Source organism: Barnesiella sp. An55 (assembly GCF_002161555.1).
GTDB lineage: Bacteria > Bacteroidota > Bacteroidia > Bacteroidales > Barnesiellaceae > Barnesiella > Barnesiella merdipullorum.
In genome coordinates this window covers 44,040-66,651 of the sequence record NZ_NFHZ01000007.1, presented here as the reverse complement: position 1 = coordinate 66,651, position 22,612 = coordinate 44,040, and the positions used below count along the sequence as shown (strand labels likewise).

The 22,612-nt window shown below is 51.0% G+C and carries 12 protein-coding genes and 1 tRNA gene; all 13 read left to right on the top strand.

What is annotated here, in order from left to right; translation table 11 throughout:
• The first annotated feature begins 202 nt into the window (after nt 1-202).
• The 13 genes from B5G10_RS05900 (at nt 203) to B5G10_RS05840 (ending at nt 22,610) form a co-directional block, all read left to right on the top strand.
• Nucleotides 203-1,138: a hypothetical protein gene (locus B5G10_RS05900; protein ID WP_087423812.1), complete on the top strand. Its 936-nt coding sequence runs from the start codon at nt 203-205 to the stop codon at nt 1,136-1,138.
• An 85-nt stretch (nt 1,139-1,223) separates the two neighbouring features.
• Nucleotides 1,224-3,782, top strand: coding sequence for a LamG-like jellyroll fold domain-containing protein (locus tag B5G10_RS05895; protein WP_087423811.1), 2,559 nt, complete (start codon nt 1,224-1,226; stop codon nt 3,780-3,782).
• Between the two features lie 14 nt (nt 3,783-3,796).
• A complete protein-coding gene (locus B5G10_RS05890) occupies nt 3,797-7,000 on the top strand; it encodes a TonB-dependent receptor (protein WP_087423810.1) in 3,204 nt (1,067 codons plus the stop codon).
• A 13-nt stretch (nt 7,001-7,013) separates the two neighbouring features.
• Nucleotides 7,014-8,849: a RagB/SusD family nutrient uptake outer membrane protein gene (locus tag B5G10_RS05885; RefSeq protein ID WP_087423809.1), complete on the top strand. Its 1,836-nt coding sequence runs from the start codon at nt 7,014-7,016 to the stop codon at nt 8,847-8,849.
• Nucleotides 8,850-9,042: 193 nt separating this feature from the next.
• Nucleotides 9,043-10,617 carry a sulfatase gene (locus B5G10_RS05880; protein WP_087423808.1) on the top strand — a complete coding sequence of 525 codons (1,575 nt, stop codon included), beginning with the start codon at nt 9,043-9,045 and terminating at the stop codon, nt 10,615-10,617.
• Nucleotides 10,618-10,637: 20 nt separating this feature from the next.
• Nucleotides 10,638-12,947, top strand: coding sequence for a family 20 glycosylhydrolase (locus B5G10_RS05875; protein ID WP_087423878.1), 2,310 nt, complete (start codon nt 10,638-10,640; stop codon nt 12,945-12,947).
• Nucleotides 12,948-13,069: 122 nt separating this feature from the next.
• Complete coding sequence (locus tag B5G10_RS05870) at nt 13,070-14,623, top strand: arylsulfatase (RefSeq protein WP_087423807.1); 1,554 nt, start codon at nt 13,070-13,072, stop codon at nt 14,621-14,623.
• 63 nt (nt 14,624-14,686) lie between these two features.
• Nucleotides 14,687-17,767 (top strand): glycoside hydrolase family 2 TIM barrel-domain containing protein, encoded by a 3,081-nt coding sequence (locus B5G10_RS05865; protein WP_162612479.1) that lies wholly within the window; start codon nt 14,687-14,689, stop codon nt 17,765-17,767.
• A 218-nt stretch (nt 17,768-17,985) separates the two neighbouring features.
• Nucleotides 17,986-18,059, top strand: a tRNA-Ala gene (locus B5G10_RS05860).
• Nucleotides 18,060-18,250: 191 nt separating this feature from the next.
• Complete coding sequence (locus B5G10_RS05855; protein ID WP_087423805.1) at nt 18,251-19,777, top strand: class I SAM-dependent DNA methyltransferase; 1,527 nt, start codon at nt 18,251-18,253, stop codon at nt 19,775-19,777.
• Nucleotides 19,778-19,782: 5 nt separating this feature from the next.
• Nucleotides 19,783-20,514: a hypothetical protein gene (locus B5G10_RS05850; RefSeq protein WP_087423804.1), complete on the top strand. Its 732-nt coding sequence runs from the start codon at nt 19,783-19,785 to the stop codon at nt 20,512-20,514.
• Between the two features lie 11 nt (nt 20,515-20,525).
• Entirely contained in the window at nt 20,526-21,710 is a 1,185-nt protein-coding gene (locus B5G10_RS05845; RefSeq protein WP_087423803.1) for a restriction endonuclease subunit S, read from the top strand.
• Between the two features lie 21 nt (nt 21,711-21,731).
• On the top strand, nt 21,732-22,610 hold the full coding sequence (locus tag B5G10_RS05840; protein WP_206396548.1) for a hypothetical protein: 879 nt from the start codon (nt 21,732-21,734) through the stop codon (nt 22,608-22,610).
• The last annotated feature ends 2 nt before the right edge of the window (nt 22,611-22,612 follow it).

Genomic DNA, 22,612 nt, shown 5'->3' with positions numbered 1-22,612 from the left:
TTTATACGCACATTCTGAATCAATAGGTTGTAAGGTTTTAATTAGATGATTTCGAACTTTGTTTAGACGATTTTGAACCCCCTTTTGAGGGGGCCTCCTTTATATTTGCAATCGTAAAAACACAAACTTTAATCATCTAAATTCTTAATTCTTGCGTATGAAAACAAAAGTATTATTTTTATCATTTTCATTGTTAGTGTCGATGAATTGCGTGTGGGCAGCCGACGAAGATGTGACTCCTGCTCATTTGAATTTTGCGGCTCAAGAAGTCGGGAACTATGAGTTTGTACATTACTCTTCGACGGGTTCCAATCCGGCAACCCCGTATCCTACCGAGAATTTGAAAGAGGGAGGTACGGTAGTTCTCACCGGAGGCCAGGTGAAAAACGACAATGCCAGTGTGGCCGGTTTCAACAAGGGCTGCCACATTGTTTCTTCGGACTATGGCAACATGTTGCTGATTAAAGGTAACGGCAGTACCGAAGAGCCCGATTTAACCGCAGGCGATGCTCTGGGAGGATATGTGAATCTGAACATGTTCACGACAACCGATTTCCCTGTAAACACCCCGGTGCGTTTCCAGTTCGTTTCTAAGGTAGTAGGTGGCATTACCAGCGACTATAAGGTGGCTATTTATAATTTTGGTGGTTCGAATTCAAACATTCCTCTGCCCGAGACAACGACCTACAGTTCCATCGATACGAAGTGGTGGCCGGTTATCAAAGACTTGAACATCAGTACAGTGGTAGGTGACGATCAGATACCTTTGCGTATTAAGTATTCGATTCCCGCAGCTCATGCCAACGGTCGTGCTCTTTACATTGCCACGATCAAATTCACGGCAAATCCCTCGGATGAATGCCCCGAATTTAGCCCTGTTTTTGACGGCTGGGACACGCCCGACGGAAGTCCGGCTACGGCCATAGAGAGTGTAGAGGCCACTCATGGTTTTGTAGCCTGGGATAGCCAGAATATCTACCTCAACGAGATGGAGATGGGTACCCCGGTCTATATCTATTCGCTCACCGGTGCTTTGGTAAAGACGGTCGAAGTAACCGACTCTTTCATGGAAGTGCCTATGAACCAAGGAGCTTATATTGTAAAATACGGTAATAAGACCTCAAAAGTTGTTCTTTAACAACACATCCTGTTGATCAATAGCCCGGGGACTCAAGTCCCCGGCTTTTCCCTTTTTTTGAAACGAGCACTTAAATAGAATATACATGAAAACAAAGTTTTTTTGGCTTATTTTTCTGGGCATATTATATGCCGGGTCGGCGTTTTCGCAAACCACCAACTATGCCTTGCGCTTCAATGGCGATGGACGGGTCGATTGCGGGACCATACAAGACCTGAATAACTTGAGTTTGTATTCTGTACAGTTTTTGGTAAATCCATCGGAGTGGGTGGAGAATTCCTATGTATTTAAACGGGGTAGTGGCGACGAGGAGTTTTCGTTGCGGCTGGGTACGACCGGGCAACTTGTCTATAAGACCGGCAGTCAAGAGATAACTGCATCGACCGAATTGCCGGTAGGAGAGTGGACCCAAATTACAATCTCGGCTTTTGGCAATGGTATCGACGTGTGGACCAATGGCGAGAAGGCCTGGAAGGCCAATGCTGCAGGAGCTGTGATTCCCGAGTCGGCCGAGCCCTTTGTCATCGGTGAGAATTTCAAGGGGCGCCTCGATGAGTTTCGTTTTTGGAACACCGAGATGCCGGGAGCCGAACCCGAGAACCTGATGTTCCGCAACACGGTCAACAAGTTCCACCCCAAATATGACAACCTGCTGTTTTATTACAAGTTCGATCAAGACCAATGTGAAGATATTGTCGATTACAAACTGGCTCATCATGGCAAAACGGTGAATGTGACTCGCGAGGCCGTGACCGACAACGCCTATTTCAAATACCGGGTTGTGTCGGGCTATTCATCGTTTGTACGCCATAGCGACCGCTTGCAGATCGATCGCGACATGCACCTGCTCACCAACGATGTCATCTTCCTCGACGGTCAGGTGTCGGGCTACACGGGCGAGGTGACCATGACCTACCCCGACAACCAGGGTACTTTTGCCAATGCCTCTTATGTGAGCGAGTATGACGGCCGCAGTGGCGTGCTTCATCTCGAGGGCGAAGGTGCCGGCATGAATGTGGGCGACAAGGTATTGAACAACAACTTGGGGTTGCCTACGCTTAACTATGCCACTATCGAGGCTTGGATGAATATCGAGGAGTGGCGCACGGGAGCCGCTATCTTCAACAAGAGCGACGACAACCATCAACTGGCCGTGAAGCTGGGCGACGAGTCGAAGAAGGAGCTTATCGTAGAGATTAACGGATATACCTATAATTTTGAGAATGCGTTGAAGGCCGACGGTTGGGAACATGTGGCTGTGGCTATCGTCTCGAGTACGAGTCGTGCCCAGGCCCGTATCGTGCTCTATACCAACAGCGGGGCCAATCAGTTATATGCAACCCAACTATCGACGATTCCTGCCGAGGACGACTTTACCTTCTTGAGCACGACGGCCGATGCCGTGATTGGCGAGAACTTCAAAGGATATCTCGACGAGGTGATGGTATGGGGTAACTCTCGTAGCGCCGACAAGGTGGCTCAGGATGCTGCCGGTACGTCGGGCGACCTGACTTTCCCGGGCGGGAGTGACGGAGCCATCTATCTGTTGTCTTATTGGAAGTTCGACGATGCCGAGAATCCCGGCAAGGATACCCGCAGCTGGAAAGAGATGCTGGGCGAGATTCGCAAGCTTTACGCGGGCTATCGCGGATACAAGATACGCATCGGGCTCATCTCGTCGGACAAGGACGATAGTGGAAATAAAGTATGGCTGTCGCACATATCGGAAGCTGCCTGGCGTGAACAGTTGGTTGCCGATGTGAAAGAGTTGTTGCCCTATTGCGATGGCATAGATATCGACTTTGAGTGGCTTTACAGCGGCGACTCCCGCTGGAATACCGGTTATGGTCCCATGGTGGAGCAGTTACGCGAAGCCATTCCCTCCGACAAGGTGTTCAGTGTGTCGCTGCACCCGGTAGCCTACTATCTGCCTACCGAGTACATCAATATGCCCGATTACTATACCTTCCAGATTTACGGGCCGGCAGTTACCTGGTTTGCTTATGACAATTACGTATCGGCCTACAACGATTTCATCGCTTGGGGATTCCCCAAGGAGAAGATAGGCATGTCGTTCCCCACGACGGCCAGTACGGGTAGCACGGTATCGGGCTACAAAAATATCGTGGCCGCCAATCCCGACCTTACCCCCGATATGAATACGGCCACGATGTCGGGTTCGACCTATACGTTCAACGGGGTCGATTGTGTAAAGGACAAGATGAATTTCATTCTCGAGCAGAACAGCGGTACGGTGATGTATTTCGATATGGGTAACGACGTGTCGGTATCCGATCCGTTGAGTTTGATACGGGCAGCCAATCTGGTCATCTCGGCCAATGTCGATACGATTATTACTACGACTTCGGGCGAATCGGCTTTGCATGAACTCTCGAAGGAGCCTCAGAAGAATACCAGTCTCATCTACGACGAGCAGGCTCGCCACATTGTGGTAGCCTCGACCGGCGATGCCGAACTGCGTCGGGTGTCGCTCTTCTCGACCTCGGGCATGATGGTACGCGATACCATCTCATCGGGGGCTCAACAGGTGATGACGACCGATGGCCTTCTCTCGGGGGTGTATATCGCCCGGGTACAATCGACCGAGGGGATAGATGTTTTTAAATTTCGGGTTAAACAGTAAATTACATAGATTCTATGAAAAAAAATATTTTCAAAAGAACATTCACTCTTTTGACGGTATTGCTGCTGGGCGTGCACCTTTTGTATGCACAGAATATCACGATAAAGGGTAATGTAAGCGACGGGAAAGAATCCCTCATGGGAGTAACCGTACAGGTGAAGGGTACGTCCAAGGCGACGGCCACCGATTTGGATGGGAACTACACGATCTCCGTGCCCGACAAGAAGGCGGTGTTGGTGTTCTCGTACATCGGATATGAGAAACAAGAGGTTGCCGTGGGCAACCGCACAGTGGTAAACGTGAAGATGAGCGATAACGCTCAGCTGCTCGACGAGGTAGTGGTTGTGGGTTACGGTAGCGTGAAGAAGAGCGACGTGACGGGTGCCATTGCCTCGATTCGCCCCGACGAGCGTGATGCCTCGACAAGTCTCTCGCTCGACAATCTGTTGCAAGGCAAGGTGGCTGGTTTGGTGGTAGGAACTACCAGTGCAACGCCGGGTGCCGCCTCGTCAATTACGATACGTGGTGCCAGTTCGTTGCGTGGCGATAACCAGCCGTTGTATGTAATCGATAATATACCTCAGGCCTCGACCGGCGAATTTGCCGCTTCGGCATTTGGCGACGATGATTATCAGACAGCCGCCGACCCGTTGAGCAGCTTGAACCCCTCGGATATCGAGAGTATCGAGATTCTCAAGGATGCTTCGGCCACGGCCATTTACGGTTCGCGTGGTGCCAACGGTGTAATCCTTATCACGACCAAGAAAGGTAAGACCGGCAAACCTCGGGTAACGGTTAATGCCAACTTTACGGTGGCCAATGCTACCCGTCTGTATGACATGTTGAACTTGAGCGACTATGCCGACTATCGTAACGCCCAGTCGGGCCCCGACGACCGTCAGTTCTTCAAGGAAGGCAACGAGGTACGTTATATCTTCTCGGGTGGTAAATACGATGCAGAAGATCCTGAATCCTATCGGGTGTTGTTAGAGCGTGACTGGCAACGCGAAATCTATCGCACGGCTTTCTCGCAGAACTATTCGGTATCGGTAAACGGCGGCTCCGAAAAAGTGCGTTACTTTGTATCGGCTGCCTTCAAGAACATTAACGGTATTGTGAAACAGACCGGCTTGCAACAGGGAGACCTGCGTGCCAACCTGTCGATGGACCTCTCGAAGCGGGTATCGGTTGACCTCTCGTTGAGCGGTTCTATCAAAAAGAACGACATGATGTCGGGTAGCAACGCCAACGGTGGTGCACAAGGCTCGGTATCGGTAACAGCCATCACTTCACAACCGTTTGAATATCCTGCCGACGACCCCTCGCTGAGCGGTACCAACGGTATGGAGAAACGTATTACGGTGTTCAGCTGGTTGAACGACTATGACGACCAGACGAACGAAAATGCCTTCCGTGCTTCGATGGATTTGAAGTGGAACATTTGGGATGGTCTCACCTACAGCCTGCGTACCGGCGGTAACCTGCGCGACGAGTATCGTGCCCGCTGGTTCGGTACCGAGACCTTCCGCGGTAACAACGATAAAGGTTCCTTGGGTATTACCGATTTGAACCAGTACAATATTACGGTCGAGAACATGTTGAACTATCACAAGACGTTCGACACATTACTCGATCTCGATGTGACGGGTGCCGTCACCTACGACGACTACAACTATCTGAACAAACGTACCCAAGGACGCCAGTTCTCCAACATGAGCTTTGGTATCGACGGTCTGCACATGGCCGAGCGCATCTCTTACCTCGAGCCTATACAACGCGACTACCAGTTGCTTTCATACCTGGGTCGTGTGAACCTGTCGTTCCTCGAGGGCCGCTATCTGGCTACGGCTTCGTTCCGTGCCGATGGTTCGAGCCGCTTTGCCAAGGGCCACCGTTGGGCTTACTTCCCCTCGTTCTCGCTGGCCTGGCGTATGGAGCAGGAAGATTTCATCAAAGACAATGTCGAGTGGCTCGACCAATTGAAGGTGAGAGTAGGCTACGGTCAGACCGGTAACTCGGCCATTGACCCGTATAGCAGCTTCTATAACTATAGCCAGATAATCGATTATGCCAATGCCGTGGGCGACAAGGTGCTTGCCATGGCCGTGGATAAACTGCAAAACGAAGGCCTCACCTGGGAGACGACCGAGTCGTGGAACGTAGGTCTCGACTTCGGGGTATTCAAAAATCGCTTCAGAGGTACCTTGGACTTCTATAACAAGGAGACCAAAGACCTGCTCATCTCGCGTATATTGCCTCCGTCGGCCGGATTCTCGACCATCTATTACAACTCGGGAAACATGCGTAACCAAGGTGTTGAGTTCAGCCTTGATGCCGATATCATTCAAACGAAAGACTTTACCTGGACTTTTGGTGGAAACATCGGTAAGAACAATGCCAAGATTCTCGACCTGGGTGTATCGCGTGGCGACTTCGGTGTGTATAAAGACATCCTGGCCTACGAGGGTAACTCGCTGGGCAATCACTTCGGCAACGCCCACCTGTTCTGGGTAGGACATGCTCCGGGTCTCTTCTTCGGTTATGAGACCGACGGTATCGTGCAAGAGTCAGACCTCCCGGCCAATGGCGGTTCGTATAATGTGACTCAAGACTTGAGTACGGGTGGCGCTCCTCAGGCCGGTGATATCAAGATTGTCGATCAGAACGGTGATGGTATCATCAATACCGACGATCGTGTGATTATAGGCGATCCCAACCCCGACTTTACATATGGTTTCCACACCAGCCTTTCGTGGCGGGGCATCAGCCTTTCGGCCCAGTTCAACGGTGTCTATGGCAAAGACCTCATCAACACCAACCTGCGTTACCAGGCAATTCCCAACCGCACGGGCGGTAACTTGCGAACTGAGTCCTGGCAAGGTGCCTGGACAGCCGAGAACCACTCAAATACTTATCCGCGTGTGAACTATTCGTTGCCTACGCCGGCCGTGCTCGACCGCTATGTCGAGGATGCCAGTTTCTTGCGTTGCACCGATATCACACTGGCCTACAACTTGCCTAAGCAACTGATGAAGAAGATTGGTTTCAACTCGATCAATGTGTTTGCTTCGGTCAAGAACGCTTTCCTGATTACCAAGTACAGCGGCTACGATCCCGAGGTCGATTCCTTCGCTTTCGACGGATTGCGTCCGGGTGTAGATATGAGTTCGTTCCCGCATGCCCGCTCGTTTATATTTGGTCTGAATGTTTCATTTTAATATAGAGTAGGTTATGAAATTGATAAAATATATATTTGCTGCAGGGATTATGGGGCTGGCCATGACGTCGTGTGAGGACTGGCTCGAAGAGAATCCCAAATATTCGATGGACAATACCGTGATCTTCGATTCGCAAGAGACGGCCGAGCAGGCTTTGGACGCTTGTTATGGTTATCTGACTACGACCGATTGTTTTGGCCAGGGCCTTTATGAAGTTTCGGTAGGAGGATCGGGTTTGTCGTGGAGCCAAACCAACGGTGCAGAGGCCGACCGTTATGCCTCGTTGAACGCAATGCCTGCCGGTGATGCTCTGCTGTGGGCTTGGCGGGGCTTGTACAAGACGATACAGGAGTGCAACTCTTTTATCGTGAATATGAATGCCGGTACGCTGAGTGATGAACTGAAAGTTAATTATACGGCTCAGGCTTCGTTTATCCGTGGTTTGTGCTATTACTATTTGGCCATGATGTGGGGCGATGTGCCTCTGCGTATCGACCCATCGACCTCCGAAGCCGTGTCGTTGCCGAAATCGCCCTTTACCAAAGTGGTCGAGCAGATTTTCATTGATTGGAAATATGCCTATGACAATCTTCCCGAAGATGGTCAGCATGAAGATGGATACATCGACAAGATGGGTGTAGCCGCTTATTTGGCCAAGTTGAACTGGTTGCTCTCCTGCAATCCCGATTTTGATGAGACTCAGCGCCAGAAATACTTGAACGATGCTAAAACGTGGTGCGATATGGTGTATGGTAAATATTCTTTGCAAACTCGTTATGCCGACCTCTTTGTCAACCACGTACAAAACTCGCCAGAATCGATTTTCCAAATCAACTTTACCACCTCGTCAGATTATTCGTGGAATCGTATGAACTGGATTTTCTCGGCCGATAATGCAACTCCGGGTGTGGCCTATCAACGCATCCGGTCCACCAAGGCATTCCACGACCTCTTCCGGGGTACCTATCCGGGCGACCCCCGTTACGATGCCACATTCTTGACCCGTTGGTACGATGTGAAGAGCGGCAGCTCCTATCACTTGGTGAGCGACTCGGTCTATACCTATCCCTACAAGAGCTACAAGAGCAAGACGACCAGTCGTGTAGCCGATGCCGTAGCTTACATCCCGTATGACCAGATGGCCGATCCTACCAATCCTACGGTCGAGGAACTGACCGCTCTGCAAGAGCAGTTCTATACCGAGAATCCCACTACGGGTGAGCATACAGTAGTCAACCTGGTAGGACAGTTTGCAACCTCGGTGGGCGACCATGCTGGTTGGCCGTTGTGGAAGAAACAGATCGATTTCAATTGCCAGGCCCAACAAAGTAACAACAACATTATTCTGTACCGTTATGCCGATTTCCTCTTGCTGATGGCCGACGTCTATAACGAACTCGACCAGACCGGCCGGGCCATTTCGTTGGTCAACGAGGTGCTTACGCGTGCCCGCAACTCGGTTTCGCCGGCTGCCGCACAGCCTGCCGACTTTGCTGCCGACCTCACGAAAGACCAGGTAAGAGACAAGATTTTCTACGAGCGTCTGTTCGAATTGGCCGCTGAGCCCGATATGTATATCGACATTCGCCGCGGAGGCACCGAAACGCTGAAGAAGGCCCTTGAGATTGTAAACCGTCACAACATTACCTATGAGCACTGTGAAGGCGAGAGACAGCAGCAGAACCCTGATCAGCGTTTCCGCGACCGTTACTTCGGACCCGATGCTACCTTCTACGGTAAGGTGACCGACGAGAGCTTCTTGAAGAAAAATCTGCACCTGCCTATCCCGCACTCGGAGCTTAGCTCCAACGACGGGCTTTCGGCAGCTGATCAAAATTATGGGTATTGATTTTGATTGTGAATGGATAATGAATGGACAGGCATGAGCCTGTACCATTCATTATCTTCTTCAAAAACAATGACTCCTCTCTATTTGCATCGAGGCAAATATATTGTTTGGTCGTGCAGTGATACAATTCGTATCATTTTATTTATATTTGTAAATCTGTGTTATTATCCAACGTTATAGTGCTTAATCTTTTATGAAATCGATCGACTCCAATTTGCTTTACACCGTAGCCTCTTTTACGGTATTGGGCAGCCTGGCTTCTTGCCAGAGTTCCAAAAAAGAGGTTCAACGTCCCAATATCATCTATATCATGACCGACGACCATACGGCTCAAATGATGAGTTGCTATGACACCCGTTATATCGAGACTCCCAATCTCGACCGCATTGCGCGCGACGGTGTGCGGTTTACCAACAGCTTCGTCACCAACTCGTTGAGTGGTCCCAGCCGGGCCTGTATGCTCACCGGTAAGTTCAGCCATAAAAACGGTTTTACCGACAATACCACCTGTCGTTTCGACAGCTCGCAGCAAACCATGCCCAAGCTGTTGCAACAGGCCGGTTATCAAACGGCTATTGTGGGCAAATGGCATCTCGAGTCGCTGCCTACGGGATTCGATTTCTGGGAAATCCTGCCGGGGCAGGGCGATTACTATAACCCCGATTTCATTACACAGAACAACGATACCGTGCGTAAGCATGGTTATGTGACCAATATCATTACCGACGAGAGTCTCGACTGGTTGCAGAACAAGCGCGACAAGGATAAACCCTTCTGTCTCTTTATTCACCATAAGGCCATACACCGCAACTGGATGGCCGACACTTGCAACCTGGCGCTCTATGAAGATCGCGAGTTCCCGTATCCCGAGACCTTCAACGATACCTACGAGGGACGCCTGGCTGCTGCGGCTCAAGAGATGAGTATTGCCAAGGATATGGACCTGATTTACGACTTGAAGATGTTGCGTCCCGATAAGGAGAGCCGCCTGAAATCGCTCTACGAACAGTTCTACGGTCGTATGGATTCGGCACAGAAAGCTGCCTGGGACAAGTTCTACAATCCCATTATCGATCAATTCTACAAGGCCAATCTCCAGGGCGAAGAGTTGGTTCGTTGGAAATACCAGCGCTATATGCGCGACTATGCCAAGACGGTGAAGTCGCTCGACGACAACGTGGGTCGGGTGCTCGACTACCTCGAGAAGGAGGGGCTGCTCGACAATACACTCGTGGTCTATACCTCGGACCAGGGCTTCTATATGGGTGAGCATGGTTGGTTCGACAAGCGATTCATGTATGAAGAGTCGATGCACACACCGCTCATCATGCACTTGCCCAAGGGCTTCGACAAGCGGGGCGATATCCCTCAAATGGTACAGAATATCGACTATGCACCTACCTTCCTCGAACTGGCTGGGGTCACTGTCCCCGACGATATGCAGGGCGTTTCGATGGTGCCTCTCTTGCGAGGTGAGTCGCCTGCCGACTGGCGCACCTCGATGTACTACCACTTCTATGAGTTCCCGGCCGAGCACATGGTAAAACGCCACTACGGGGTACGCACCGACCGCTATAAACTCATCCACTTCTACAACGATATCGATGTGTGGGAACTCTATGACTTGCAGAACGACCCCTATGAGATGCACAACATTTACGGCCAGGAGGGTACCGAGCAGATTACACGCGACTTGAAGAGAGAGTTGAAGCGGCTGCAGGAACAATACGACGATCCTATCTTGAACGAGTTTCCCATTAACGAATGAGTGAGGGTAGAGCCATGAAGATGAGAAACATATGGATGGCGTGCCTTCTTGCCTTGAACCTCCCGGTATGGGCGGGTGAGTCGGTCCCTCAAACCACACTGCCGCTGATACCGGAGCCCATGGAGTGCAAGGTCGATAGCGGCTACTTCTACTTTACTCCTTCGACAACAATTGGGGTGGAGAATGAGTCGCAACTGCAGTTGGCCTCCAATTTTGTGGCTTTGTTGGGGCACACGGTTGGTTTCCTGCCGGGTATCGAGGTGGGGGCTACCGAGCCCGATGTGCGCTTTACAACGGTAGCGACAATGGCTCCCGAGGCCTATCGGCTCATGGTGACTGCCGAGCGGGTGACGATAGAGGCATCGGGCAATGCCGGTTTCTTCTACGCCTTGCAGACGCTGCGCCAACTGCTCCCGTCGGCTATCGAGGGGCAGGAGCCTGTAGCACGTAATCTTTGCCGCATCCCGGCATTGACGGTCAACGATGCGCCCCGCTTCGAATACCGGGGACTGATGATTGACGTGTCGCGGTATTTCGTCCCCAAGGACGACCTGTTGAAAATCATAGAGGTAGCTTCGTTTCTAAAAATTAACAAGTTGCATTTGCATCTGGTCGATGATAACGGCTGGAGAATTGAAATTAAGAAATACCCCCGGCTCACGCAGGTAGGAGCTTGGCGCGTGAAGCGCGACGAGCCCTTCCCCAATCGCCGCAATCAAGTGCGGGGCGAGGAGGCTACCGAAGGGAGCTACTATACCCAGGACGATATTCGGGAGATTGTGCGCTATGCCGGCGAACGGCAAATAGAGGTGATTCCCGAGATTGAGATGCCGGCTCACACCAACTCGTCGCTGGCAGCCTATCCTCAATTGGCTTGTCCCATAGAAGATCGTTTTATCGGTGTATTGCCGGGCATTGGTGGAAAGAACTCAGAGATTGTCTATTGTGCTGGTAACGACAGCGTATTCACCTTTCTCGAGGATGTGATCGACGAGGTGGCCGAGCTCTTCCCCTCGAAGTATATCCATCTGGGGGGCGATGAGGCTTCGAAGGTAAACTGGGCCCGCTGTCCCAAGTGTCAGGCTCGCATGAAAGCCGAGCACATCGAACATATCGAGGAGCTGCAAAGCTACTTTATGACCCGCATGAGCAACTATGTGCGCAGTAAAGGTAAAGAGGTGATGGGTTGGGACGAGCTCACCAACAGCACGCTGCCCGAAGGGGCCATCATCTATGGCTGGCAGGGCATGGGCAAGGCAGCCCTCAAAGCCGCCGAGCAGGGGCATAGGTTTGTAATGACTCCGGCCCGGATACTCTACCTCATTCGCTACCAGGGCCCCCAGTGGTTCGAACCGTTGACCTACTTCGGCAACAATACGCTGAAGGATGTCTATCTGTATGAACCGGTGCAAGACGATTGGAAGCCGGCCTACGAGTCTTTGCTCATGGGAGTACAGGCCTCGATGTGGACCGAGTTCTGTAGCTCGGCGTCCGACGTGGAGTATCAGCTTTTCCCCCGTCTGCTGGCTTTGGCCGATGTGGCCTGGGCACAGAAGGGAACCAAGGACTGGTCTCGGTTCCTCACGCGCCTGGATGGTGTGTTGCCTCATGTCGAGGCTTTGGGTATGACTTGTGCCCGCTCGATGTACAATATCGACCACAAGGTGATCCCCGAGAAAAACAAGTTGCGGGTGAACTTCTCGTGCATACGGCCCGATGTAGAGATACGTTATACCAGCGACGGCAGCGAGCCAACGTCTGCATCGCCGCTATACGACAAGCCTTTCACGGTCGATGCCGCTACCTGTATCAAGGCTGCGACCTTTGCACAGGGAGCCCAAATGGGGCAGACGTTGACACTGGACCTGGGCTGGAATCTTGCTACGGGCAAACGGGTCATCACCACCAACGAGAATAGTTATGTGCTCACCAACGGTGTGCGGGGTAGTTTGCGGCACACCGATTTCGAGTGGGCCGGCTGGCACGACCAGGATGCCTCGTTTGTACTCGACCTCGGCAAGAAGAGTAGGGTGAGTGAGGTGACCCTCGGTTGCATTACCAACTCGGGCATGGCGGTTCACAAGCCTGCCTCGATACGGTTGCTGGTCTCGAACGACAAGAAAAACTACCGGCCGGTGGGCGAGATTACCTACACGACCGAAGAGATTTTCAAGAACCGTACGGCTGTCGAAGATGCCCGCTTTGATCATCTCGATGTGAGAGCCCGCTATCTGAAGTTCGAGATAAAGAATCCGGGAGCCTGCCCGGCAGGCGATATTCGCGAAGGGCAGAAAACGTGGGTGTACTTCGACGAGGTGATGGTGAGATAGTTCCCAACAGCCTGAGGTAAGTCTGGAGACTGCCTACTGAGAAAAAATATACTTTGATTTTACAGCTCCTTTCTCCTCTTTTTTGTAGAAAGGACAACACCATATGATATACTGAAATAGAGATGAAATCGATACCATTGATATTACCCTTGGTGACTCTGCCGTTGCCCTTTGTGAGCCAAGCTGCCGGACGTGTAGCTGCCGGAGAGTCACAAACACCGAATGTGATATTTATTTATGCCGACGATATAGGCTATGGCGACTTGAGTTGCAACGGCTCCAAAACCATCAGCACTCCCCATGTAGAGCAGCTGGCTGCCGAGGGGGTGCGTTTTACCAATGCCCACAGTGCGGCGGCCACGAGTACCCCGGCCCGCTATGCCATGCTCACTGGCGAGTATGCCTGGCGTCGGCAGGGCACGGGCATTGCCGATGGCGATGCCGGCCTCATTATCCGCCCCGACCGCTATACTCTGGCCGATATGTTTCACGAGGCCGGTTATACGACTGGAGCCATAGGCAAGTGGCATTTAGGGTTAGGCGACAAGAAGGGGACTCAAGACTGGAACGGCCTCATCACGCCCAACCTGTCGGATATAGGGTTCGACTATTCCTACATTATGGCCGCCACGGGCGACCGGGTGCCTTGCGTCTTTGTAGAGAACGGGCGAGTAGCGAATCTCGATCCCAACGATCCCATCTATGTAAGTTACCAGAAGAATTTCCCGGGCGAGCCCACGGGCAAGAATAACCCCGAGTTGCTCACCATGCGCCCCTCGCATGGACATAACCAGAGCATTGTGAACGGTATCTCGCGCATCGGGTTCATGAAGGGGGGAAAATCGGCCCTGTGGAAAGATGACCAGATAGCCGATGTGTTGACGGCCAAGGCCATCGACTTTATCGAGCAGCACAAAGACCACCCCTTTTTCCTCTATTTTGCCACACAGGATGCTCATGTGCCCCGGGTGCCCAACGCTCGGTTTGCCGGCAAGTCGGGCATGGGACCGCGAGGCGATGTGCTGTTGCAGTTCGACTGGAGTGTGGGCGAGGTGATGGCGGCCTTGAAACGGTTGGGGCTCGACCAGAACACCATCGTGATACTCTCGAGCGACAACGGCCCCGTGGTGGACGATGGCTATCAGGACCAGGCCGTTGAGCTGCTGGGCGACCACAAGCCGGGAGGCCCCTTCCGTGGGGGTAAATACAGCCTCTACGAGGCCGGTACCCGGGTGCCGTGTATCCTCCGTTGGGCCGGTCACGTGCAGCCGGCTGTCTCCGATGCGCTGGTTTGCCAGCTCGACTGGATGACTTCGCTGGCTTCTCTCCTGGGAGTGTCGATACCTGCCGGTGCAGCTCCCGACAGCGAAAACTATCTCGATGCCTGGTTGGGCAAAGATACCCAGGGACGTCCCTGCCTGGTAGAGCAGAATGCGCAAAACAACCTCTCGATCATTACTGCCGACTGGAAGTATATCGAGCCGGGCAAGGGTAGCCCCTACAACAGCAACGTGGGCATCGAGACCGGCAACAGTCCCGAGCCTCAACTCTACAACATGCGCAGCGACCTGGGCGAGAAGCAAAACGTGGCCGATCGCTATCCCGCTGTAGTCGAGGAGCTGTCGCGCAAGTTGACCGAGATAAAAGACAATCGGGTGGGGCTCCCGCTTGAGTAACTTGTGAGAGAAAACTTTTTTTGGAATCTATATTTATTTGAAGCAATGAGAAAGACGATATGGATGGGCCTTGGTCTTGTGTGCCTTTCGGCAATGGCGATACAGGCCCGTGATACCCAACCCGAGTGGCAGAGCCAATATGCCACGGGGCTGAACAAACTGACCCCGCATGCCTATGTGTGGCCCTATAAGAGTGGCGATGTCGAGGCCATTCGCGAGCAGGCGTATGAGTCGTCGCCCTATTACATGAGTTTGAACGGCGCCTGGCGCTTCAACTGGGTGCGAAATCCCGATACGCGTCCGGCCGAGTTTTATCGACCCGACTACTACGTGGGCAACTGGAACGAGATAGAGGTGCCCGGTAACTGGGAGCGTCAGGGCTACGGTACGGCCATCTATGTGAACGAGTCGTATGAGTTTGACGACCCCATGTTTCACTTCAAGAAAAACCCGCCGCTGGTGCCTTATGCCGAGAACGAGGTGGGCTCTTATCGCCGCACCTTCACCGTGCCCGAGTCGTGGGAGGACCGCCGCATCGTACTCTGTTTCGAGGGGGTAGCCTCGTTCTACTATGTGTGGCTCAACGGTGAATTGCTGGGGTATAACCAGGATTCCAAGACCCCGGCCGAGTGGGACATTACCAACCGGGTGAAACCGGGCGAGAATGTACTCGCCGTGGAGGTCTATCGCTGGAGCGCCGGCTCATATCTCGAGTGCCAGGACATGTGGCGGTTGAGTGGTATCGAGCGCGATGTCTATCTGTATAGCACCCCGCAGCAATATATTGCCGATTACAAGGTGGTGTCGCCCCTCGACAAGCAGGCCTACAAGGATGGCGAACTGTCGCTTGCCGTGCATGTGGGGGGAGCCCGGGAGGACGACATGCCCACGGTGGCCTATGAACTGTACGATGCCGACAACCGTTTGGTGGTGCGCGATACCCGTGAGGTCTCGGCCGACAGCATTGTGCGTTTCGAGCAGGTAATCCCCGATGCGAAGGCCTGGAGTGCCGAGCATCCCTACCTCTATACGCTGGTTGTGAACCTGAAGGATGAGGCCGGGCGAGTGGTCGAAACGACAGGTACGATGGTAGGATTCAAAACCTCTGAGATCAAGGATGGCCGCTTCTGCATCAACGGGGTGCCCATCTTGGTGAAGGGGGTAAACCGTCACGAGTTTTCCGACCGCGGCCGCACCGTGAGCAAGGAGCTGATGTTGGAGGATATACGGCTCATGAAGCAGAACAACATCAACACCGTGCGGTGCGCCCACTATCCCAACAATCCCTATTGGTACTACCTGTGCGACCGCTACGGGCTTTATGTCATCGACGAGGCCAATATCGAGTCGCACGGCATGGGCTACGGCCCGGCCACGCTGGCCAAGGATACTACCTGGCTCAAGGCTCACATGGATCGCACGCGCCGCATGTATGAGCGGAGCAAGAATCACCCCTCGATTTCCATCTGGTCGCTGGGCAACGAGGCTGGCAACGGCATAAACTTCGAGGAGACCTACAAGTGGCTCAAGTCGGTCGAGACCAACCGTCCCGTGCAGTACGAGCGCGCCGAGCAGAATTTCAATACCGACATCTATTGCCGCATGTACCGCAGCATCGAAGAGATCAAAGCTTATCTGGCCCAGCCCGATATCTACCGACCCTTTATACTGTGTGAGTATGCCCACGCCATGGGCAACAGCGAGGGCGGTCTGCAAGACTATTGGAAGGTGTTCGAGTCGGAGCCGATGGCCCAGGGTGGCTGCATCTGGGACTGGGTGGACCAGTCGTTCCGCGAGGTCGATGCCAACGGTCGCTGGTACTGGAGCTATGGTGGCGACTACGGTCCCGAGGGAATACCCTCGTTTGGCAGTTTCTGCTGCAACGGTCTGGTCAATGCCGCTCGCGAGCCGCATCCCCATCTGTTTGCCGTCAAGAAAGTATATCAATATATCAAATCGACCCTCACCGATGCCCGCAACCTCACCGTCACGGTGAAGAACTGGCACGACTTTACCGACCTGAAGGACTACACCCTGCACTGGAACGTGACGGCCGACAACGGCACCGTGCTGGCCCGTGGCGAGCAGGTGGTGGCCTGTGCGCCGCACCAAACGGTCGATGTCACGCTGGGTAGCGTGGCGATGCCCGACAACGCCCGGGAGGTCTATCTCAACCTCAGCTGGACTCCCAACCGGGCCACGGCCTTTGTCAAGACTACCGACGAGGTAGCCTACGACCAGTTTGTGCTCGAGGCCAATCCCCGCTATACGGCCAAGATCGATTTACCCTCGGGCCGGTCGATCAAGCGCACCGACTATACCTGGGGCAACGATCGGGTATCGGCAACCGTCTCGCCCGAGACCGGCGCACTGGTATCCTATTGCTACAACGGCAACGAGATGCTCGCCGAGCCTCTGTTGCTCTCGCTCTACCGCCCCTTGACCGAGAACGACAAGAAAGACAAGACCAGCGGTCAGCTGTGGGTAAAAGCCGGCCTCTCGTCGGTATCGCAGCAGGTGACCTCGATCGAGCCCATTAAAAACGGATTCGAGGTAGCCGTGGCGTTTGCCAATGCCCAAGGGCAGTCGGTAGGGACGGGAACCCTGACCTATACCCTCGACCGCAAAGGTCTGCTCACGGTCAACACCCGCTTTACCCCCGACACCACGGTGGTGAAGTCGCTGCCGCGCGTGGGCCTCACCTTCGGGATGCCGGCCGAGAAGAGTCGCCGGGTAACCTATCTGGGTCGGGGCGATATGGAGACCTATGTCGATAGGCTCGCCGGCAAGATAGCCATTTACGAAACCACCCCCGACGAGATGTTCCACTGCTATGTCGTGCCCCAGGCTACCGGCAACCGCACCGATACCCGTTGGGCTACGTTGAGCGACGAGGCCGGTCACGGCTGGAAGATTGTGTCCGATGCCTCCTTCCAGTTTAGTGCCACGCCATACTCCGATGCCTGCATCGATGCCGCCACACATGTGAACGAACTGCAAGCCGACGGCACGGTGACCGTGCACATCGACGCCGCCCAAACCGGGGTAGGCACCGCCACCTGTGGCCCGGGCGTACTGCCGGCCTACCGACTGCCGCTCGAGACCTATCAATTTGGCTTCACCTTCATACCGGTTGTGAAATAGCATATAGCAAGAAAAGAGAAAGATGTAGAAATGACGTCAAGTCAGTACCGGCGGAGCGAGTGGAGATACCATTCGCTCCGCCTTTTTTGTGTCTGTAAAATTTTTTTTGGTGTAACTGCTTGGGAATAAGCTGGTCATTCGGGTTGGTCGAAAAAAGTTTGTCATACACTTGCACGGTTCGAAAAAACCGCTTATCTTTGCAGCGCAAATCAGCTCAAGGGGTATTAGCTCATCTGGCTAGAGCGCGACACTGGCAGTGTCGAGGTGAGCGGTTCGAGTCCGCTATACTCCACATTTTTTATCCATAATATAGTATTAGGTGAGTTTCTCGAGAGAGAAACTCTTTTTTTTATTCCCCCTCCAACATACCGTTCGTCTCTATGGTAGCCAGGAGTACTGAGTCGTTATTTTATTTCACAAATTGTATTTTTTTTGTAAAAGTTGTTACCTTTACTCCAAATATTCCATTTGCGAGAAAAAACTATGGCAACCATGAATACAGCCGATATAGGCTTTGAGAAGGAGATCTGGAAGGCAGCTGACAAGATGCGCGGCAATATCGACGCGTCGGAGTACAAGTCGGTAGTCCTGGGCCTTATCTTCCTGAAATACATATCCGACAAGTTCGAAACCAAATTCCGCCAGTTGGTCGATGAGGGTGAAGGGTTCGAAGAGGACAAGGACGAATATACGGCCGATAATATCTTTTATGTTCCTGCCGAGGCCCGTTGGGAGACCATTGCCGCCCAGGCACACACCCCCGAGATAGGTACCGTTATCGACAATGCCATGCGGGCCATCGAGCGTGAGAACCGGCGACTCAAAGACATCTTGCCCAAGAACTTCGCACGCCCCGAACTCGACAAGCGGCGCCTGGGCGATGTGGTTGACCTCTTCACCAATATACGCATGCACGAGCACGGCGACTCGAAAGATATACTCGGCCGCACCTACGAATACTGCCTGTCGCGCTTTGCCGAGGCCGAGGGCAAGCTGGCCGGCGAGTTCTACACCCCGGCCTGTGTGGTCAAGACCCTCGTGCAGGTGCTCCGCCCCTTCCGCGGGCGTGTCTATGACCCCTGTTGCGGCTCGGGCGGCATGTTTGTACAGTCGGCCCGCTTCGTCGAGAGCCACGCCGGCAACATCAACAACATCTCGGTCTATGGGCAAGACTCCAACCCCACCACCTGGAAGATGGCGCAGATGAACCTCGCCATACGGGGCATCGAGGCCGACCTGGGGCCGCACAGTGCCGATACCTTCTTTCACGATTGCCATCCCACGCTCAAGGCCGATTTCGTGCTGGCCAATCCCCCTTTCAACCTCAGCGACTGGGGTGCCGACAAGCTGGCCGACGATGTGCGCTGGCGATACGGCACACCGCCCAACGGCAACGCCAACTTTGCCTGGATACAACACATCATCCATCACCTCGCCCCCACGGGGCGGGCCGGGGTGGTGCTGGCCAACGGTTCGCTCTCGAGCCAGAGTGGCGGCGAGGGCGATATACGGCGTCGGCTCATCGAGGCCGATCTGGTGGACTGCATCGTGGCCATGCCCTCGCAACTCTTCTACACGACACAGATACCCGTCTCCATCTGGTTCTTCAGCAAAGCCAAAGCGCAGCCGGGCCACACCCTTTTTATCGACGCCCGCAACCTCGGCAGCCTGGTTACCCGCAAGCTACGTGAGCTCACCGACTGCGACCAGCCCGACCACCGGGGTGATATACAGCGCATAGCCGATACCTATTGGGCCTATGCCGAGGGCCGGTTCCAGCCCGAGTCGGGATTCTGCGCCATAGCCACCACCGACGAGATTGCCGCGCAAGACTTTATCCTCACCCCCGGCCGCTATGTGGGCATAGCCCCCACCGAGGACGACGGCGAACCCTTCGAGGAGAAAATGGAGCGGTTGACCACCGAGCTCTCCCAGCTGTTCGACCGGTCGCACGCACTGGAAGACGAGATACGCCGCCAATTGGAAAGTATTGGGTTTAAAATCGGGTGAGGCGTATGTGTTTCGATTTATATACTATTGATTGGACAGCGATAGGTTCCATAGTTACTTTTGTGGCTATGCTTATAGCTTATAGGGCTATTTATGTTTCTGACAAACAAAATAAAAGAAATCGGCAGTTGCAACTTTTGTTGATGCAACGTGAAATTGAACAGAAAAGATTGGATGAGTTGGTTGAAAACCTGATGAAAATGAATGATTCAATGCAGCCCATCGTTGTAGCCGATTATTCTATGAAACTGATTCAGGGAATTTTTTCTGAAGATGACAGGCATTTTATAGACCAGTTGGCTGCGCAAGATCGGTCTGACAATAATCGGCTTGACATCCAATTGGTAAAGTACGATAATAACCAATCGGTAAAGAGTGTTTTGATGGTTTTGAGTCAGATGCGCCAGAAATATGGAGAATGGGTCAGAGATATATCCATTCTCAATTTGTACAATACAAGCCGCGTAATTTTTCCCTCAGAGTTAACCAATATAATTTCAACGATGGTGAAGCTGTCACGAGAAATTGCACCAGAGAGTGAAGAGGATATTCAAAAGATACTCAGCATGAAAACGAATGATTTGGATAGGGCTATAAATTTAATGAATATCTTTTGTCATGTGATTTCTAACTATTTAATAGCGAAGAAAAACATATTCGAAAAAGAATTATGTGCTTTTGTCCAGAAAGAACAAAAGAGAATTGATAATATGGCTTTTCATGATTCAATCAATTAAAATAAAGTGGAATGAGTGAGTGGAAAACATACAGGCTGGGGGAGATATGTCAAGTTATAAATGGACGAGCATATAAACAGGAAGAATTATTAAATCGAGGAGAGTATCCTGTTCTTAGAGTTGGTAATATATTTCAAGGAAATAATTGGTACTATTCCGATTTGGAACTACCAGATGATAAATATTGCTATAATGGGGATTTATTATATGCTTGGTCCTGTGGTTTCGCTCCATATATTTGGAGAGGGGGGAAATGCATTTATCATTATCATATATGGAAATTAAAAGAGAATACAGAAATTATAGATAGACAGTTCTTTTACTATTATTTGATCATACATACAAAATACAATCTTGGAGGAACGCACGGGAGCGTGATGTTGCATTTAACGAAAAAAGATTTTGAAAATCAAATACTGCATTTGCCACCTCTTGACGTGCAGCGGAAGATTGCAGGTATCTTGGGAGCATTGGACGATAAAATCGAATTGAATCGCCGCATTAATACAAATCTGGAGGAGCAGGCGCAAGCCCTCTTTAAGTCGTGGTTCATAGATAATGAATCGCTAAAAAGTAAGTCTGGATTTTTTAAAGATATTATTCAAACTACATTAAGCGGAGATTGGGGGCAAGAAGTACCCAAAGGGAACTACTTATCAGAGGTGTATTGTATTAGAGGTGCTGATATCCCAAATATCAAATGTGGTGATAAAGGAAACCTTCCTACTCGTTTTATTTTGGAAAAGAATTTGCAAAATAAAAAATTGTCGGAGAACGATCTTGTTGTAGAAATTTCGGGAGGAAGTCTAACTCAATCTACGGGTCGGATCTGCTTAATTACTAATTCGTTAATTCGTGGTTTGGGTAAGGATGTAATTTGTACGAATTTCTGTCGTGCTTTGAAACCTGTCTCGGGTTATTCTTTTTTTATTTATTTGTATTGGCAGTATCTTTATAACAAAAATATAATGTTCAGTTATGAAAATGGAACAACAGGGATAAAAAATTTGAATATTACAGATTTCCTAAATAAAGAAGCTATTCTTATTCCGGATAAGAATAGAATACAAGAATTTAATAATATGCTGCAGCCCATTTATGATATGATTTACAGAAATGGTATGGAGAATGAACATCTTTCCACTCTTCGCGACACCCTGCTGCCGAAGTTAATGAAGGGAGAAATAAAAGAGTAAAAAACTTAAAATATTATCATCATGAACCAACTACTTACCCCTTGCATTGTGCAAACGATTGTTATATGCTGCACGGTTATTGTTATTGCGCTTGTGCTTCTTTCTGGATATAGAATTAAGAAGCAACAAGAGCAGTCTTGGCAAGGATATATATTTATCTCCAGTATCTTAACTATTCTGGCAATCATTATTCTATCTTATATTTTTTATGGGGATAGAAATGTGCTCGATTTTGTTTCATTGGCATCTGCTTTGATTTCAATTATTTTAGCCATTATCACGATAATATATTCATTTTACAGTAATAGCCGTTCGTCTGGTCAAGTTGAAAAATCACAAGAGGCTGCTGAAAAAATTCGAGAAGCTGCAGAAAAAGTTCAAGTTGCAACTAAAGCATATTCTGAATCTGCAGGTAGTTTGCAATTTAATATTCAAAAAATATTGAATAAGATAGATCATGTAGAATCAAATACTAATGAGATACGTCAGAATTTTTATAATGTTTCAGATGAAAAAGTCAGTCAGTCTGTGTCAAAAATGGAACGATTTGTAAAACAATCTTCTAAAATGGGAACAATGGCATTATACGCAGGGATTTTATCAAAAGATAATAATAAAAAATTCCGTCTTTCAGTTCTGGGGCAAAATCAAAATGAATCTTATTGCGCAGGATATTTAATAGCAACTTCTTGTATCAATTACATAGAGGTTCAGTTGATTGTTGAGGATAATTTGTTATATGTTTCAGTTGATTCATATGATCATAATCTTAAAGATAACATCAATAAAGAGATAGCATATTATTTAACTGATAAAGACGTTAGTTCTGAAGACAAAGAGTTTTATACAAGTGTTAAAGAGAAAATAGATCAGTATTTTTGTGATACATCGGATAAATAAAA

Excerpts from the sequence above, each read along its gene's own strand:
- B5G10_RS05900 (WP_087423812.1), top strand. The coding sequence starts at position 203 with ATGAATTGCGTGTGGGCAGCCGACGAAGATGTGACTCCTGCTCATTTG.
- B5G10_RS05895 (WP_087423811.1), top strand. The coding sequence starts at position 1,224 with ATGAAAACAAAGTTTTTTTGGCTTATTTTTCTGGGCATATTATATGCC.
- B5G10_RS05890 (WP_087423810.1), top strand. The coding sequence starts at position 3,797 with ATGAAAAAAAATATTTTCAAAAGAACATTCACTCTTTTGACGGTATTG.
- B5G10_RS05885 (WP_087423809.1), top strand. The coding sequence starts at position 7,014 with ATGAAATTGATAAAATATATATTTGCTGCAGGGATTATGGGGCTGGCC.
- B5G10_RS05880 (WP_087423808.1), top strand. The coding sequence starts at position 9,043 with ATGAAATCGATCGACTCCAATTTGCTTTACACCGTAGCCTCTTTTACG.
- B5G10_RS05875 (WP_087423878.1), top strand. The coding sequence starts at position 10,638 with ATGAGAAACATATGGATGGCGTGCCTTCTTGCCTTGAACCTCCCGGTA.
- B5G10_RS05870 (WP_087423807.1), top strand. The coding sequence starts at position 13,070 with ATGAAATCGATACCATTGATATTACCCTTGGTGACTCTGCCGTTGCCC.
- B5G10_RS05865 (WP_162612479.1), top strand. The coding sequence starts at position 14,687 with ATGGGCCTTGGTCTTGTGTGCCTTTCGGCAATGGCGATACAGGCCCGT.
- B5G10_RS05855 (WP_087423805.1), top strand. The coding sequence starts at position 18,251 with ATGGCAACCATGAATACAGCCGATATAGGCTTTGAGAAGGAGATCTGG.
- B5G10_RS05850 (WP_087423804.1), top strand. The coding sequence starts at position 19,783 with ATGTGTTTCGATTTATATACTATTGATTGGACAGCGATAGGTTCCATA.
- B5G10_RS05845 (WP_087423803.1), top strand. The coding sequence starts at position 20,526 with ATGAGTGAGTGGAAAACATACAGGCTGGGGGAGATATGTCAAGTTATA.
- B5G10_RS05840 (WP_206396548.1), top strand. The coding sequence starts at position 21,732 with ATGAACCAACTACTTACCCCTTGCATTGTGCAAACGATTGTTATATGC.